Source organism: Pseudomonas sp. UYIF39 (assembly GCF_029963765.1).
In the GTDB taxonomy this organism is placed as follows: Bacteria; Pseudomonadota; Gammaproteobacteria; order Pseudomonadales; family Pseudomonadaceae; genus Aquipseudomonas.
On sequence record NZ_JALBYU010000027.1, the window covers coordinates 1 to 15,260 of the forward strand.

Consider the following 15,260-nt stretch of genomic DNA (forward strand, 5'->3'; position numbering starts at 1 on the left):
GGCAAAAACCGAAGAAAACCTTAAAACCGTGTCCGGGATCAGTTGACCACTACATCGCTTCCCCCCAGGGCATTCGCCGAAACAAGTATGGCCCAGCCCTTCAATTTTTCCCCCCAACGATGTCCCCCGCAATAAGATGCACGGCGTGTATCACTCCATGCCCCTTTAGAAAAAAATCACTGAGCCGATGTCGAACCCAGTATCGGCGCCGACATCAACGCAGCAACGTAGATCAGGCGAGACGAACAAAAAAACTTTAGCTCACCTGCTCAGCCTGTCTCATCCCCTTCATCAGATTTCCAAATCTTCGTCACGACGCGAGGGGCAGCGATTAGTGCGAGGCTTTTGAAGTCGAGAAGAACCGAACGTTGTACCCAGGATTAATTGTTCAGTTGCACACCCAGAATGTCAGGGGTAAGCATCCCCAATACACTGTGCGAGATTAAATGGGTGCCCACTTGTGCGGCAGCAGTTCAGCAATTTCACTCGCCCGCTGCGTCGGCAGGCGTGTGAAAACGTCCTTCAAGTATGCATACGGATCATGTCCATTGAGCCGCGCCGACTGAATCAAACTCTTGATCGCCGCCGCCCGCTTCCCGCTGCGTAACGAGCCCGCGAACAGCCAGTTCGAGCGTCCAAGTGCCCACGGCCGAATTTGATTCTCGCACCAGTTATTATCGATGTGCACAGCACCGTCATCGAGATAGCGCGTCAGCGACTGATGGGCCAATTGCGCTGGCAAGCAGGCCATGGCAGTTGAGTTAGAGCACCGTGATGGCTCCTCCGGAACCGACGCGTTGCCAAGGTAAACCGAGTACCAAGGCTTGAAGTTGCTCTGCATCCAACTCGACTTCAGAGCCGTGCCGCACGCCCGGCCAAAAGAAACGTCCTTGATTTAAGCGCCGGGCAGCAAGCCAAATCCCCAAGCCATCATGCACCAGCACTTTCATGCGATTGGCACGACGGTTGGCAAACAGATAAGCACAGTGCGGCTGCGCCGCACCGAACACCGCCACGACCCGCGCCAGCGCAGTTTCAGTGCCGGCGCGCATGTCCATGGGCTCGGTGGCGAGCCAGATGGAGTCGATGCGGATCATCGCAGCAGGTCTCGCAGGAAAGCAGAACACGCCGCTGCATTTTCTGCCGGCCAACTCACCACGACTACACCTTTTGAATGCGGCACCTCGATTCGGATCGTGGCAGGAAGGGCCTGATGCATCGGCACCGGCGGCGATGTCTTGACCGGGATGAAGGCTGTTTGAAGTGTCAGGTTTTTCTGCGCATGCACGCGTATCCATTTATGGACGAGGTTGGCGTTGAGGTTGTGGGTCAACGCGACATTGGCGATCGAGGTGTCAGGCTGTGCGCATTCGGCGATGACCTGGGCCTTAAAGGACTTTGAATAGGAACGGCGTTCTTGTGACATAGGCGTCCGCTTAAAAAGGCTAAAAATGGTGTCCACTTAAATTTAGGTGGACACCATCGCCTCAAGCGACGGTGTCAGGAAGGTGTGTTGCCCGGACGGTTACTCTTTTCTCCGGGCGCAAGCATCTGCACCGGAGTTTCGTCGGCATGGACGATTCGTTGGGCCAGAACAGCTTCTCGCAAGGCGCGCCGGGTACCTGTTCTACTTGGGGGTGAGGCAGCTGCTCAACAAGACGCCTCTGCTGGCTGAGGGTATTCAGGAGGGGCTGAGCCGCAGGCCCAAACGCCTAAAACTGTACAGGTCGGCGTTTTTTACCGCGCTCTCCAAGCCCAGGCGACTCTATTTTTTACGGCGCTGTTCCCGCAGTTCATTGACCAAGGCGCAGCTTTGATCCCCCAGTTTCTGATTCTGACCGCGATTTTCATGGCGCTCTCGGTGTCGTCGTTGAGCCTGTATGCCGCGCTGGCCTCGCGCGCCAAGGGCGTGCTGGTGCGACCCGAGTTGTCCCGCTGGGTTAGCCAAGTCGTGGGGGTAACGTTCATCGGATTTGGTGCTGCGATCCTCGCTATACGTAGGTAGACGGCTAAGGCTATACAAGACCGACAAATGAAAGAATAACTAGGACGATCACAACTGCCCCGACGATGTAGATAATATTGTTCATGAAAGCCACCTCTCTATCTCAACAGGATTCCGATACTAAGGTATCTAATACAAGTGACAACTTCGCTCCCGGTTCCGTTCCGCGAGCCAGTCTTAGAGGTGGCGCCATCGCACGAATGTTCCCTATTCGCGATTTTTCAAACATTCTCTTGTCGCCATTTCACGCTGCAGGCTCAGACTGCTGATTATCAGGCTTTCGCAGATCAATTAGCCGACGCGGTTGCTACTGCGATTCAGCCGTTATTTAGAGCGAGGCTGGACGTGGAGGACAAGGGCGGTCGTCTGTTTGATCCGGTTACGTTGGCGGATAAGGCTGCCGAGCGGGTTATGCGCGAATTGATCCAAGATCGATATCCAGCACACGGAATGCTTGGTGAGGAGGAGGGCTCTATCGTTGGTAGCTATGAGCTGACCTGGGTGCTCGATCCTATCGATGGCAATAGAGCATTTATTATTTGCTGCATCCTCGATAAATGCCTCCAGCGCCTTTTCTTCCAGGATCTCGATAGAGAAGTGCCCGAAGCGCTCATCGGCGACCATCAATTCGTCATAGGCCTTCTCGATGTCCGGTGTCGAGTAGCCGTGGCGATAAATCATCCCTTCGCCCGAGGAGTCCAATATCTCCCTCAGGTCCCCGCCAACGGCTGCACCCAAATGAAATGCCCTTGCCCGATCCGCGCAATCGCATAGCGCACATGCAGACCACCTCGTTCCCAGACGAGCGTTTTGGAGATCCTGGCTTTCAGTATCTGTGCGCCGTAGCGGTGGGTGAAGTGCATTAGCGTAGCCGGCGTGCAGCGATATCCAACACGATAGCCAGCAGCAACGCCATGCCAGCGATTACGAACAGCAGCTGATGATGCCCGCCGCTGGCGTTGAAGATCAGCGAATAGGCAGCCCCGGCCAACGCCTGGAAGCTGGCAAAGGCCACGGTCGCGCGGCTCCAGGCGACCTGCTGGGCATGGGCGCGCTTTTTCAGTTCGTGCACGCGGGCCAGGGCCAAGGGCACGATGCCGGGCGGAAACGAACCTATCAATACAGCGAGCCCACACAGCACCCACGGCTGGCTGGTAACGCTCAACGCGCCCACCGCCAGCGCCTGCATGATCAGCACCCAGCGGATGCTGCGGCGGGCCCCGAGCTGATCGGCGAGCATGCCATAGACCATCGGGCCAAAGATCGCTCCGACGCCATACATCACCCAGACCAGCGACGCCACATGAGTGCCCGCATCGAGACCGCGCGCCACGTAATCCACCAGAAAGACCATGGCGGGTACCAGCCCGGTGGCCATCAACGCGTACTGGGCGAACAGCAGGCGCAAACCGCTGCCGGATGCTTGATCCTCATGGCTTGACGGCTCACTGGCCCTGACGGCGACGGCGGGTTCGGGCTGGTTCTGTGGCCAGCAGAACCAGCTGGCAGCGGTCAGCACCGCAGCCACCACCCCCAGGCCTATCCAGGTATCGCGCAAGCCCCACTCGAGCAGGGCTGGCACCAGCGTACCGGAACCGGCGATGCCCAGGCCGATGCCGAGAAAGATCGCGCCGCTGGCCGCGCCTCTTCGCGCTGCCGGTACGTGTGGCAAGACAGTGGACGCCACCAGCACCATGATGGCGCCACCGGCGATTCCCGAGAGCAGGCGCCAGACGAAAAACCAGCTGAAGGACAAGGCCCAGGCACAGGCGAAGAACGACAACGTGGCGACCACCAGCATCAGCCGCAGCACCAACGGATTGGAAAGACGCTTGCCCAGGGGATGCCCTATCAGCGCACCGATAAGGTACCCCGCGAGATTCGCGGCACCCAGATAGACCACATCCACCTGTACGAACCAGTGGGCCTGGATCAGTTGCGGGATAAGCGGGGTATAGGCAAAGCGCGCCAGCCCGATACTGACCAGGCTGGCGCACAAGCCAGCGAAAATATGCAACCAGACTTCATTGCGCATGGGGAGTGTCGCAGTCGTAGGAACTGACATCGGCGTAGTCCTTGCTGATTTACCGGCGTGGAAATGGATTAGTGGATTGGATTCTGGGAGTCAGCGCCCGCGCGGCGGAAATCATCGGTATCGATAGCGGATATGCACCGACGATAACGCCTCAAGCGCTTGCTGGTCACTGCCTGTCGCAGTCTTCGCCTGCCAATCAGGCCTGGGGGCGCAAGCCCCCAGGTCGTGCCGGTCAAGGCATTTCGGGCAGTTCTTGCGGCCGTAGATCGAACACCAGCACTTCGGCATCCACGCCGTTGCTCAAGGTCAGCGCCTGTTCCTCCCGAACCCGCACGCCATCGCCTTCTTGCAATTGCAGGCCGTTGAGTTCGACCTTGCCCCGGGCCACATGCACATAGGCGTAGCGATTGGCGGCGAGCGTGAGGCTGGCGCTTTCCTGGCCATTGATCAGGCCCGCATAGACCCGCGCGTCCTGGCGAACCCGCAGCGAACCGTCGGCCCCATTGGGGGAGATGATCAGTTGCAGGCGTCCGCGTTTTTTCTGAGCGCTGAAATGCTCTTGCTGATAACGCGGCTTGGCGCCGCTGACATCCGGCACTATCCAGATCTGCAGGAAGTGCACCGGGCGGGTTGTCGAGTGGTTGTACTCGCTATGCGCCACGCCGCTGCCGGCGCTCATCAATTGCACATCGCCGGGGTGGATCACCGAACCCGTGCCCAGGGTGTCCTTGTGTTCCAGGGCGCCTTGGAGCACATAGGAGAAAATCTCCATGTCCCGGTGCGGGTGTTGGCCGAAGCCTTTGCCGGCCAACACCCGGTCGTCGTTGATCACCAGCAGGTCGGAAAAACCCTGTTCCCGCGGGTTGCGATAGTTGGCGAAGGAAAAGGTGTGGAATGACTTCAACCAACCGTGATTGGCGGCACCGCGATCAGAGGCTTTGCGAAGGGTCAGCATGATGGATTCTCCTGTCGGGACGATAATTCGTCCGCTTGAGGAGAAGGTTAATGTTTACCCTGTGGTGCAATAAGTAGATAGAAACTGAAATACTGTCTCTTTCAGGTTGACAATTTTTTACGATGAATCACGTATTCTTGCCCGATGATCACGCCCCGTCCGGGCATAATGTCCAGCGTCGGCGTTACGCTTCCATCTCTTTGATACCAGTGATGCTTACCCATGAAAACCGTGGCAATGGTGCTGTTTCCAGACTTTCTCCTGCTTGATATGGCCGGGCCCATGGAGGTGTTTTCCATCGCCAATCGGTATCTGGAGCTGGGCGACCATTATCAGCTGTCGACGATCGGCACCGAGCATGGTGCGTTGCGCGCTTCCAACGGCGTCAGCGTTCAGGCCGATGTGCATATAGACCAGGCCTGCGACCGCTATGACCTGCTGCTGGTGCCGGGTGGCCCGGGGGCCTACAACGAAAAACATCCACCGTTGCTCGACTGGCTGCCGGGCGCCGTCAGTCGGTCGGCCAGTTATGGCTCGATCTGCACGGGGGCGTTCATATTGGGGCATGCCGGTTTGCTGGACGGTTATCGGGTGACGACTCACTGGCATTACACGGAACGTTTGATTCGAGCCTTCCCCAAGGCGACGGTGAAGACTGATCAGATTTACGTCCAGGATCGCAACCTGATCACCTCTGGCGGGGTCACAGCCGGCATCGACCTGGCACTGGCGGTGGTCGCGCAGGACCACGGCAAGAAAGTCGCCCAGGACGTGGCCAAGGTGTTACTGGTGGTGATGAAGCGCCAGGGCGGACAAGCGCAGTTCAGCCCGTTGATGGCTGCGGTGGCGCCACAGGAAACGCCGGTGACCCGGGTGCAGAATCATGTGCTCGAACACCTGGATGAAGCCTTCAGCATCGAGCGCATGGCCAGCCTGGCGAACATGAGCACGCGACATTTCGCCCGAGTGTTTGCCCGTGAAGTAAATATGACTCCCATGGAGTTTCTGCAAAGCGCGCGTATCGACTGCGCCAGGAACCTGCTGGAGACCAGCGAGCTGCCGCTCAAGACCGTGGCCTACAAAAGCGGTTTCGGCAGCGTGCGGCACATGCGTTTTCTGTTCAGTGAAAAACTCGGCCTGACCCCCACCCAGTACCGCGAACAGTTCAGCTAGCGCCTGCTTGTCTGTCTGGCGCACCGCAATGGCCGTGGCGCTCCCTCCATGGCGGTTGTACCGTCATCGGTGCCTGCCAAGATATCCGGGGATTCTTGGAAATGGAGGTGCGGGAGCCTGGACGAACCCGAGCAATGGATGAGGCAGTATCTTGAGCCGGGCCAGGTTTTCAGCACGTGGATGTGCATGAACAGCGTCAGAGAATTGAACAGCGATGCGGTGTTGCAGTTTGGCCCGTACGTATTCCACTTACGGCAACGGCTGATCCTGGACGGTGATCGGCCGTTGCGCATGGGCGGTCGCGCCCTGGATATCCTCCGGGTGCTGGTCGAACGCGCCGGCCACGTGGTCAGCAAGGACGAATTGATCGCCAGCGTCTGGCCGACCTCGGTGGTCGAGGACATCAACCTGCGTGTGCACATCGCGGCCCTGCGTCGTGCCTTGGGCGACGGCCAGAACGGGCAGCGCTACATCGTCAACATTCCGCTGCGCGGTTATTGCTTCATGGCCCCGGTGCTGCGCGAGGCGCAAGAGGAGATTGTCTCGCTCGAGAGCATCCAGAAGCCCCAGCACAACCTGCCGGCCCGGCTGACGCCCATCACTGGTCGAGACCTGGTGGTCGGCAGCCTGGTCCGGGAGTTGCCGGCGCGCCGGTTCATGACCCTGGTCGGTCCGGCGGGAATCGGCAAGACCACGGTTGCGCTGCGTGTGGCTGAGCTGCTGTTGCAGCACTATCGCGACGGTGTGTGGTTCATCGATCTGGCGACCATCGACGATCCGGTGCAGGTGGTCGAGCACCTGAGGCACAGTCTTGAACTGGACGCCGGTCTGGAGGTGTTGGCGGCGCGGCATGCCTTGCTGGTGCTCGACAATTGCGAGCACCTGCTCGAACGCTGCCGGACAGTGGTGGAGCAGTTGCTGGCGTCGGCGCCACGACTATCGATCCTGGCCACCAGCCGTGAACCGCTGCGGGCCTTGGGAGAAACGGTGCATGGCCTGGCGGCCCTGTCGGTGCCGCCGGCTTCGTCGTTGCACAGCGTGGCTGAGGTCATGGGCCATTCGGCGGTGCAGCTGTTCGTCAGCTGCGCCAGAGCCCGTCAGCAAGGGTTTGCCTTGCGTGAACAAGACCTCGAGGCGGTGCGCGAAATCTGCTGTCGACTCGATGGCTTGCCATTGGCAATCGAGCTGGCGGCGGTACAGATCGATGCGCTGGCGCTGGTGGGGCTGCAAGCGCAGTTGGACAATTGCTTTCAACTGCTGAGCCAGGGCCGGCGCACCGCCGTTGCGCGGCATCAGACGCTCGAGTCCGCCCTGGACTGGAGCTATCAGCGGCTGAGCCCGCTGGAGCAAACCCTGTTGCAGCGGCTGGCGGTGTTCAAAATAGCGTTCACCGTGCAGGCAGCCATCGATGTCATCAGTTGTGCGGTGCTGCGGCCCGATTGCGTGGCTGAGGTGATGGAGCGACTAGTGCGCAAATCGTTACTGTCGGTGGAGCAGGGCCATGGCGCGAGAAGTTACCGGTTTCTCAACACCACCCGAATCTACGCGCTGGAGAAGCTTGAACGCAGCGGACAACTGCGTGTGTTTGAAAGGCGTCATGCCCACTACATCGGCAAGGCTCCTTGGGTATCAGTCAAGAGCGTGTCACTGCAGCTCATCGAGCAATTGACGGACGCGGGTTAGGTCGGGCGTGGCAAAGCCTTCTGTGAACCGGGCGTAGATCGGTTCGAGCAGCTCATGGGCTCGCTGGACGTGGCCCTGACGCTGCCAGAGGCGCGCGAGTGAGGTGGCGCTGCGCAATTCCCAGGTCAGTGCGCCTTGGGCCTTGGCCACCGCCAATGCCTTGTGCAGCATTGCTTCGGCGGCGTCTGGAGCATTGTCGGTCAGCAGCGTATCGGCCCTGGCTCGAAGGATTTCCGCCGTACTCCAGCCCGCCGTGCCGGTTTCGGCCCGTTGCAGCAAGGCGTTATCGATGAAGCCGCCGTCCAGGGTCACCATGATTTCCCCGATCAACCCGGCGCTGGATGTCGGGGGCGAGAGCTCTGGGGCACCTTCGATGACCTGCGCATAGTGCCGGCCCCAGGTGTAGAACAGCAGCACCGAATGCTTCTGTGCCTGCTCCAGCAGCAGGCGCAAGAGTTCGCGGGCGGTTGCGGTGTCGCCGTTGTAGTGGGCAATCAAACAGCCGGACAACGCCAAGGTGTAACAGATGGACGTGCCGTGGTTGATCTGCAGCGCGATGTCCAAGGCCTGGCGCGCGGTGCGCCAGGCCTTTTCCGGATGGCCTTGCAGCCAGAGGATCCGCGCCAGGATTGTCAGGGCGGCGACGCTCTGGTCGTACTGCACGCCAAAGCCGCGGGTGAAGCGGCTGAGATGCCCGCTCTGGGCCATCACTTGGATAACTTGCTCTGCCTTGTCCCGGGCTTGCGGCTGATCGCCGGCAAAGTGCAGGGCCAGTACCTGCAGGCGTTGGGTGCTGAGGGACATCACGGCATCGCCGGCACCGCACTGCACCAGTTGGTCGAACTGCCGGCTTTGTTCCAGGGCCAGTTGGTAGTGACCGCAACTGAGGTTGACCGCCATGTGCCCGGACACTGCCTTGAGCTGAGCGGCTACATTGTCGCTGCTTTCGGCCAGGGCTCTGGCCGCCACGAAGGCATCGATCGATTCGGCGCTGCTGCCCTGGGTGTGGTAGCAGGAGCTGCCAAGAGCGAGCTTGAGGGCCAGGGTCAAGTGAGGGCAGGGCTCGGCTGCCGCGTGAAGCAGGGCCAGAGCCTTGCGTACATAAATGCCGTGCTCCTTGAGCAGTGACAGCTCTTGCCACAGCGGTGCGGAGGCTGCGGCCAGACGGATCGCCAACATATGTGGGCCCTGGGTATTCAAGCCCCAGTCGAGCGCCGCACGGATGTCTTCCAGGGTGCGGGCGTGACGCTCGATCCATAGGGCCGACGGGGTCTTCTCCCAGTCTTCCTGGGCCTGATGCATCAAGGCCAGGCAACGTTCGACGTGACGCTTGCGCGTATTCGGCAGCTCAGCGGCCTGGTCGAGTTTTTCCAGGGCATAGCTGCGGGTGGTGTCCAGCAGGCGATAAAACACTTCCTCGTCGCCGACTTCCACGTTCAGCAAGGACTTGGCCACCAGTTGTGTGATCGAGGTAAAAACCACGTTGGGTTCGATGTGTTCGCCGACGATTACCGCCACTGCCGATTGCAGGGTGAAGCCCCCCCTGAAGATACCCAGCCGGCGCAGACAGGCCTGCTCGCAGGCATTGAGCAGTTCGAAGCTCCAGTCCAGTGTGGCACGCAAGGTCTGATGACGGCCCGGCGTGATCTGGCAGCCGTGGGTCAGTAGGCGAAAACTGCCTTGCAGCTGGCTTAGCAAACCACTGAGGCCTAGGTTGCCGACCTGCGCGGCCGCCAGTTCAATCGCCAGAGGTATGCCGTCCAGGCGCCGGCAGATTTCTATCACTAGGGGCAGTTCGTCATGGCTCAGTTCAAAGCTGTCGTGGCTGGCCATCGCCCGCTCGACGAACAATTGCAGGGCCGAAAAGGTCAGGGCCTGGGTGCGGTCCAGCACGGCGATGGGCGGTGGGCAGTCCAGTGATTCCAGGCGTTGCACGAATTCGCCTTCGGCCCGCAGGCTCTCACGGCTGGTGGCCAGGATATGCACGTGTGGCGCAGCGCGCAGGATGCTCTCGCAGAGCGGCGCAATGGCGTTTAGCAAGTGCTCGCAGTTGTCGATCACCAGCAGCATCTGCCGCTCGCGCAGGAAGCTCGCCAGGCTGCCCATAGGTTCGCCGTCGTGCAGCGCCAGGTCGAGGAGTATCGCCAGATGACTGGTGATCATCAGCGGGTCATTGACCGGGGCCAGGTCCAACAGTCGGATACCGTCCCGGTAGTGGCCGATCAGTTGTTCGGCAACCCGCAGGGCCACGGTGGTCTTGCCGATGCCACCGGGGCCGACGAGGGTGATGAAACGCTGGCGTGCCAATTGCGTCATCACACTGTCCACCAAGGCCTGGCGACCGATCATGCGGGTGCGCCGCACCGGCAGGTTATGGCCCCTCGGCTCGGTTGAAACGCCTTCGGGGCTATGCTCGATGGACTCCAGGGAGAAGGGCGCCACGAAGCTGTAGCCACGCTGAGCCACGGTAACGATATAGCGCTGGCCGGTCTGGCCGTCGCCCAGGGCCTTGCGCAGTGCCGCCATGTGCACGCGCAGGTTGGTGTCTTCGACGACGCTTTTGGGCCAGACCCGTGCGATCAGTTGCTGCTTGCTGACAACATCTCCGGCGTGCTCCAGCAGGATCAACAGAATGTCCATGGAGCGTCGGCCCAGACGCAGGGGCCGGTCGGCTTCCAGTATCAGGCGTTGCCCGGGGTAGATCCGGTAGGGGCCGAAATGCACAGCCTGTTCGGGGGGAAGGGTCAACGGCTCACTCCTGCTGCTGTTCTTTTAGTCCTCCCCGTTGCACCTGGGCGGGAAGGGCGGATGAAGGGCACAGCCTTCTATCACGCGGTTTTCGAGCATGTTCCTCAGGTTTCTTGAAGAACGCAACGCGGCTCGGGCGGGCGTGTATCGAGTGCACTACCTGAAGCAATCTCCTTGCCAGCGGCGGCTCCCGTATTTATTGGCTGCGGAGTTGGCGACGAGCGGTTAGGGGCTGTGCCTGCACCGGTGAAAATTAACAACGTTTAACTCGCCCTGCGTTCGGTCTACGTTCAAAACTCCAGTCCTTCAAGCGCGTCAACCGAAGGGCCGGTTGTGCGTACTGTGGGCAGCAAAAGGGATTAACACGTCTGGAGGATGCCGGAATGAGCAACGTGGTGGTGGTCTATCACAGTGGCTATGGCCATACCCGGGTCATGGCCGAGGCCGTGGCCCAGGGTGTGGAGCGGCACCTGGGCAGCGCCTGCCAGCTGATTCCGGTCGAGGACGTGCACGACCAGTGGGAGTGCCTGCACCAGGCCGACGCCATCATCTTCGGCGCCCCGACCTACATGGGCAGCGCCTCGGCGTCCTTCAAGGGTTTTATGGAGGACACCGCGTCTTTCTACCTGGCCCAGCCCTGGCGCGACAAGCTCGCTGCCGGCTTCACCAATTCCGGTTGCCTGTGTGGCGACAAGCTCAACACTTTATTGCAGATGGCGGTCTTCGCTGCCCAGCACTCGATGATCTGGGTCGGCCTCGACCTGCTGCCTGCGCGCTCCAGCACCGGGATATTCGATGGGCAATTGAATCGCCTCGGCAGTTCCCTGGGAGTCATGGCCCAGTCGAATGTCGAACAGTCCCCCGAGCATGCGCCACCTCTTGTAGATCGTCGCACCGCCGCGCACCTGGGCGAGCGGGTGGCGCGCCTGGCCGAGCGCATGGGCCATCCATCAATTTGAGTCACCCAACCCCCTGAAGGAGCAAAAGCCATGAGTACATTCACTACCCGCGATGGTACCGAGATTTATTACAAGGACTGGGGTTCCGGCCAACCCATCGTTTTCAGCCACGGCTGGCCGCTGAATGCCGACAGCTGGGAGTCGCAGATGATCTTCCTGGCGTCCAAGGGCTATCGGGTCATCGCCCATGACCGACGTGGACATGGCCGCTCCAGCCAACCTTGGTCCGGCAATGAAATGGACACCTACGCCGACGACCTGGCCCAGTTGATCGAGCACCTCGACCTGCAGAACATGGTGCTGTTCGGCTTCTCCACCGGCGGCGGCGAAGTGGCGCGCTACATCGGTCGCCACGGCACGGGGCGGGTCGCCAAGGCTGGGCTGATTTCTTCGGTGCCGCCGCTGATGCTCAAGACCGAGGCCAATCCCGGGGGCCTGCCAATCGAGGTCTTCGACGGTCTGCGCGAGGCGTCCCTGGCCGATCGTTCACAGCTGTACAAGGACGTCGCCAGCGGGCCGTTCTTCGGCTTCAACCAACCTGGCGCCAAGCCTTCCCAGGGCATGATCGACTGGTTCTGGATGCAGGGCATGACGGCTGGCCACAAGAATGCCTATGACTGCATCAAGGCTTTCTCCGAAACCGACTTCACCGAAGACCTGAAAAAATTCGACGTGCCAACCTTGGTGGTGCACGGCGACGCCGACCAGATCGTGCCGATCGAAGCTGCGGGCATCGCCTCAGCCAAGCTGGTCAAGGGCGCGAAGCTGCTGGTCTATCCAGGCGCGCCCCATGGTCTGACCGATACCCATAAGGATCAGCTCAACGCCGATTTGCTGGCGTTCGTCGAAGGCTGAGTCGTTCGGCCCCCTGTTTCCCGTCCATGAAAAAAACGCCGAGAGGTTTGCCCCTCGGCGTTTTCACTGATGGCCATCGAGCGTGCCGCGGCGTTATGCGCTTGCCTGGTTGAGGCAGGGGCGGGCGCGCAATACCCGACACCGCCAGGCAAACGGATTGATGCCTTCGCTACGGGTGAAAATGTGGCAGAAGTGTGCCTGATCGCAGAAGCCACATTCCAGGCTGATTTTCGTCAGGCTCAGGTCGGTGTTCTGGATCAATTGCTTGGCCCTGGCGATGCGCTGGCAACGAATCCAGTCCTGGGGCGACTGGCCGGTGCTGCACTTGAAGGCACGGGAGAAATGACTGCGGGACAGGGCGCAGGCCCGAGCGAGTTCGGTGACTTCCAGCGTTTCACTCAGACCGTCGAGGATCAGTTTTTTGACCAGGCTTTCCCGCCAGGGAGAGAGGCCACCGGTGGTGGTTTTACTCGTTTCAGTGGCTGATGCGTGGGCGGCGTTGTGCTGAACGTGGGCCATGACAAATATCCGTGTCGAGGGGAATGCGCTGGCGCACTGAGCGGTGGGTCAGCATCTTCCCGCTTTAGAAAACAGGTCTGCACAGCGGGCTTCATTCTTGGTCGCGGGGCGGTGGCTTGCGAGTTAAACGTTGTTAATTTCTTCCATGTGCGGCGGCGAGCAACTGCATCAACTCAGCACATTGCTGCAATTTTTTGGGGGGGGGACGAGCGCATGATTGACCTCATTTGGCGGGCATGTGGATGGCCGCTTTTCTGACTCGACCAAAGGTGAAGGCATGAAGCATTCTCTGGTTTGCACGCTGAGCGGATTCGGCCTGGCATTGGCGCTGACATCGGTTGGCGCCCTGGCTCAGGCGCCGACCCAGGTGGCCACTCAGGTACCCGGTTACTACCGGTTGGCGGTGGGCGATTACGAAGTGACAGCGCTGTTCGATGGCTACAACGATCTGTCGCCGAATCTGCTCAATGGCCTGACCCAGAGCCAGATCCGTGCATTACTGGCCCGTCGCTCGATTGAAACGCCGGGGGTGCAGACGGCGTTCAACGCCTTTCTGGTCAATACCGGCAAGCAACTGATCTTGGTGGACACCGGAGCGGGTCAGTGCATTGGAGACACCGCCGGCATGCTCGCGGCGAACATGAAAGCGTCCGGTTATCAGCCGGAACAGGTCGACACCATCCTGCTCACTCACCTGCATCTGGACCATGTTTGCGGGCTTGTGGACGACAAGCGGCAACCGGTGTTCGCCAACGCCACGGTCTACGCGGCGAAGGCAGAAGCCGACTACTGGCTCGATCCTCAGGCTATGGCCAAAGCACCCGCCGGCGCCAAGGAGTTTTTCAGGATCGCCCAGGATTCCACCGCGCCGTACGTTGCTGCGGGGCGCTTCAAGACCTTCGCAGCCGGTCAGTCGCCGGTGCCGGGTATCGTCGATGCTGAACTGGAAGCCGGGCACACGCCGGGCAGCACCACGTACCGCTTCGCCTCTCAGGGCCAAAGCATTCTGTTCATGGGCGATCTGGTGCATAACCTGGCGGTGCAGTTCGAGCATCCCGAAGTGTCGATCCGCTTCGACGTCGATAGTCAGCAGGCGATCAAGAGCCGAGACAACGTTTTCACTGACGCGGCGACAAGCAAGATTTGGGTGACTGCGGCGCACCTGCCGTTTCCGGGTGTAGGCCATATCACTGCGGTGGACGGGCATTTTCAGTGGGTGCCTATCGAGTACGGGCCTTACAAGCGGGCGGCCAAAGTGCCGATGATCGAGTGAAGTCCGACAGATTCGTGCCAGGCTGAAAACACAATGGGACTGTGCATATGAACCGTAACGATCTGCGCCGCTTAGACATGAATCTGTTGGTGATTTTCGAGGCCCTGATGTTCGAAAAAAATCTGACCCGTGTGGCTGAAAAACTGTTCATGGGACAACCGGCCGTGAGTGCCGCGCTGGGTCGCTTACGAGATTTGTTCGACGATCCGCTACTGTTGCGCAACGGTCGCGGGATGGAGCCAACGGGGCGAGCGTTGGCGATTCTTAAAGAGCTGCAACCGGCGATGGACATCATCTCGGGTGCTGTCAGCCGCGCTAAGGAGTTTGATCCGGCGACGAGCTGCGATGTGTTTCGCATTGGTCTTTCGGACGATGCCGAATTTGGATTGTTCCCGCCGTTGTTCCGTCAGTTGCAGGAAGAGGCACCGGGAATTGTGGTGGTAGTGCGTAGGGCCAATTATCTGTTGATGCCGGCCTTGCTGGCGTCGGGGGAGATTTCCGTGGGGGTCAGTTACACCACCGAATTGCCGGCCAACGCCAAGCGAAAGAAGCTGCGTGATATTGCCTGCAAAGTGTTGCGCGGTGACAGACGGCCTGGTGAGCTGACGCTCGATGAATACTGCCAGCGACCCCACGCGATGGTGTCGTTCTCTGGCGACCTGAGCGGCAACATCGACCTCGATCTGGCCAAGGTCGGTCGTACCCGGCGCGTGGTGCTGGGGGTTCCGCAATTCAGTGGTTTGCGGGCGATCCTCGCCGGTACCGAAATGATCGCCACCGTACCCGACTACGCGGCTTGTGCGTTGGTTGAAGGTTGCGCCTTGAGAGCCGAAGACCCACCGTTCCCCATCGATGCGGCGCAACTGTCGATGGTCTGGAGTGGCGTTCACGACAACGATCCGGCAGAGCGCTGGTTACGTTCGCGGATCAGTCAGTACATGTCTGAACCCTTGAACATCGCAACCCCCTAGGCAGTACTGAAGGCCCGGTCGAAAAGAGAGCACGTGCGTTCAATTTTTTGTGCCCCGGCACAGGCACCATCGAATCAGCTATCG

Annotated in this window: 13 protein-coding genes and 4 pseudogenes; 8 read left to right on the top strand and 9 right to left on the bottom strand. The window is 60.3% G+C overall.

The window, feature by feature from the left end:
• Positions 1 to 442 precede the first annotated feature (442 nt).
• From MO767_RS26075 to MO767_RS26090, 4 genes and pseudogenes are all read right to left on the bottom strand, one after another.
• Positions 443 to 841: a transposase domain-containing protein gene (locus MO767_RS26075; protein ID WP_282482882.1), complete on the bottom strand. Its 399-nt coding sequence runs from the start codon at positions 839 to 841 to the stop codon at positions 443 to 445.
• Positions 762 to 1,097, bottom strand: coding sequence for an IS66 family insertion sequence element accessory protein TnpB (gene tnpB / locus MO767_RS26080; protein WP_282482883.1), 336 nt, complete (start codon positions 1,095 to 1,097; stop codon positions 762 to 764). Before tnpB ends, MO767_RS26075 begins: the two co-directional genes overlap by 80 nt.
• On the bottom strand, positions 1,094 to 1,462 hold the full coding sequence (locus MO767_RS26085) for a transposase (RefSeq protein ID WP_282482884.1): 369 nt from the start codon (positions 1,460 to 1,462) through the stop codon (positions 1,094 to 1,096). Before MO767_RS26085 ends, tnpB begins: the two co-directional genes overlap by 4 nt.
• Positions 1,463 to 1,530: 68 nt before the next feature.
• Positions 1,531 to 1,611: pseudogene (locus tag MO767_RS26090) on the bottom strand (transposase); the annotation flags it as partial.
• Between the two features lie 142 nt (positions 1,612 to 1,753).
• Between MO767_RS26090 and MO767_RS26095 the strand changes: the two are divergent.
• Positions 1,754 to 2,005: pseudogene (locus tag MO767_RS26095) on the top strand (LysE family transporter); the annotation flags it as partial.
• Positions 2,006 to 2,221: 216 nt separating this feature from the next.
• Positions 2,222 to 2,542: pseudogene (locus tag MO767_RS26100) on the top strand (inositol monophosphatase family protein); the annotation flags it as partial.
• Positions 2,543 to 2,548: 6 nt separating this feature from the next.
• Here MO767_RS26100 and MO767_RS26105 read toward each other — a convergent pair.
• From MO767_RS26105 to MO767_RS26115, 3 genes and pseudogenes are all read right to left on the bottom strand, one after another.
• Positions 2,549 to 2,868: pseudogene (locus MO767_RS26105) on the bottom strand (methylmalonyl-CoA epimerase); the annotation flags it as partial.
• Positions 2,868 to 4,070, bottom strand: a complete 1,203-nt coding sequence (locus MO767_RS26110) for a YbfB/YjiJ family MFS transporter (RefSeq protein WP_282482885.1) — start codon at positions 4,068 to 4,070, stop codon at positions 2,868 to 2,870. The gene MO767_RS26110 and the pseudogene MO767_RS26105, both read right to left, overlap by 1 nt.
• A gap of 202 nt (positions 4,071 to 4,272) precedes the next feature.
• Positions 4,273 to 4,995, bottom strand: coding sequence for a pirin family protein (locus tag MO767_RS26115; RefSeq protein ID WP_282482886.1), 723 nt, complete (start codon positions 4,993 to 4,995; stop codon positions 4,273 to 4,275).
• Between the two features lie 222 nt (positions 4,996 to 5,217).
• On the opposite strand from MO767_RS26115, the gene MO767_RS26120 reads away from it, so the two are divergent.
• The gene (locus tag MO767_RS26120; protein WP_282482887.1) at positions 5,218 to 6,168 is read left to right on the top strand and encodes a GlxA family transcriptional regulator; all 951 of its coding nucleotides are present in this window, start codon (positions 5,218 to 5,220) and stop codon (positions 6,166 to 6,168) included.
• 186 nt (positions 6,169 to 6,354) lie between these two features.
• On the top strand, positions 6,355 to 7,851 hold the full coding sequence (locus tag MO767_RS26125) for a winged helix-turn-helix domain-containing protein (RefSeq protein WP_282482888.1): 1,497 nt from the start codon (positions 6,355 to 6,357) through the stop codon (positions 7,849 to 7,851).
• Here the strand turns inward: MO767_RS26125 and MO767_RS26130 are convergent.
• Positions 7,813 to 10,599, bottom strand: a complete 2,787-nt coding sequence (locus MO767_RS26130) for a winged helix-turn-helix domain-containing protein (RefSeq protein WP_282482889.1) — start codon at positions 10,597 to 10,599, stop codon at positions 7,813 to 7,815. The genes MO767_RS26125 and MO767_RS26130 overlap by 39 nt on opposite strands.
• 383 nt (positions 10,600 to 10,982) lie before the next feature.
• Here MO767_RS26130 and MO767_RS26135 point away from each other — a divergent pair, with 383 nt between their 5' ends.
• Positions 10,983 to 11,558 carry a flavodoxin family protein gene (locus MO767_RS26135; RefSeq protein WP_282482890.1) on the top strand — a complete coding sequence of 192 codons (576 nt, stop codon included), beginning with the start codon at positions 10,983 to 10,985 and terminating at the stop codon, positions 11,556 to 11,558.
• 30 nt (positions 11,559 to 11,588) lie between these two features.
• Positions 11,589 to 12,413, top strand: coding sequence for an alpha/beta hydrolase (locus MO767_RS26140; RefSeq protein ID WP_282482891.1), 825 nt, complete (start codon positions 11,589 to 11,591; stop codon positions 12,411 to 12,413).
• A gap of 93 nt (positions 12,414 to 12,506) precedes the next feature.
• Here MO767_RS26140 and MO767_RS26145 read toward each other — a convergent pair whose 3' ends face one another.
• The gene (locus tag MO767_RS26145) at positions 12,507 to 12,932 is read right to left on the bottom strand and encodes an AraC family transcriptional regulator (RefSeq protein WP_282482892.1); all 426 of its coding nucleotides are present in this window, start codon (positions 12,930 to 12,932) and stop codon (positions 12,507 to 12,509) included.
• A 277-nt stretch (positions 12,933 to 13,209) separates the two neighbouring features.
• Between MO767_RS26145 and MO767_RS26150 the strand changes: the two genes are divergently transcribed.
• Together MO767_RS26150 and MO767_RS26155 are read left to right on the top strand one after the other, a co-directional pair.
• Complete coding sequence (locus tag MO767_RS26150) at positions 13,210 to 14,205, top strand: MBL fold metallo-hydrolase (RefSeq protein WP_282482893.1); 996 nt, start codon at positions 13,210 to 13,212, stop codon at positions 14,203 to 14,205.
• Between the two features lie 47 nt (positions 14,206 to 14,252).
• Complete coding sequence (locus MO767_RS26155) at positions 14,253 to 15,176, top strand: LysR family transcriptional regulator (RefSeq protein ID WP_282482894.1); 924 nt, start codon at positions 14,253 to 14,255, stop codon at positions 15,174 to 15,176.
• The last annotated feature ends 84 nt before the right edge of the window (positions 15,177 to 15,260 follow it).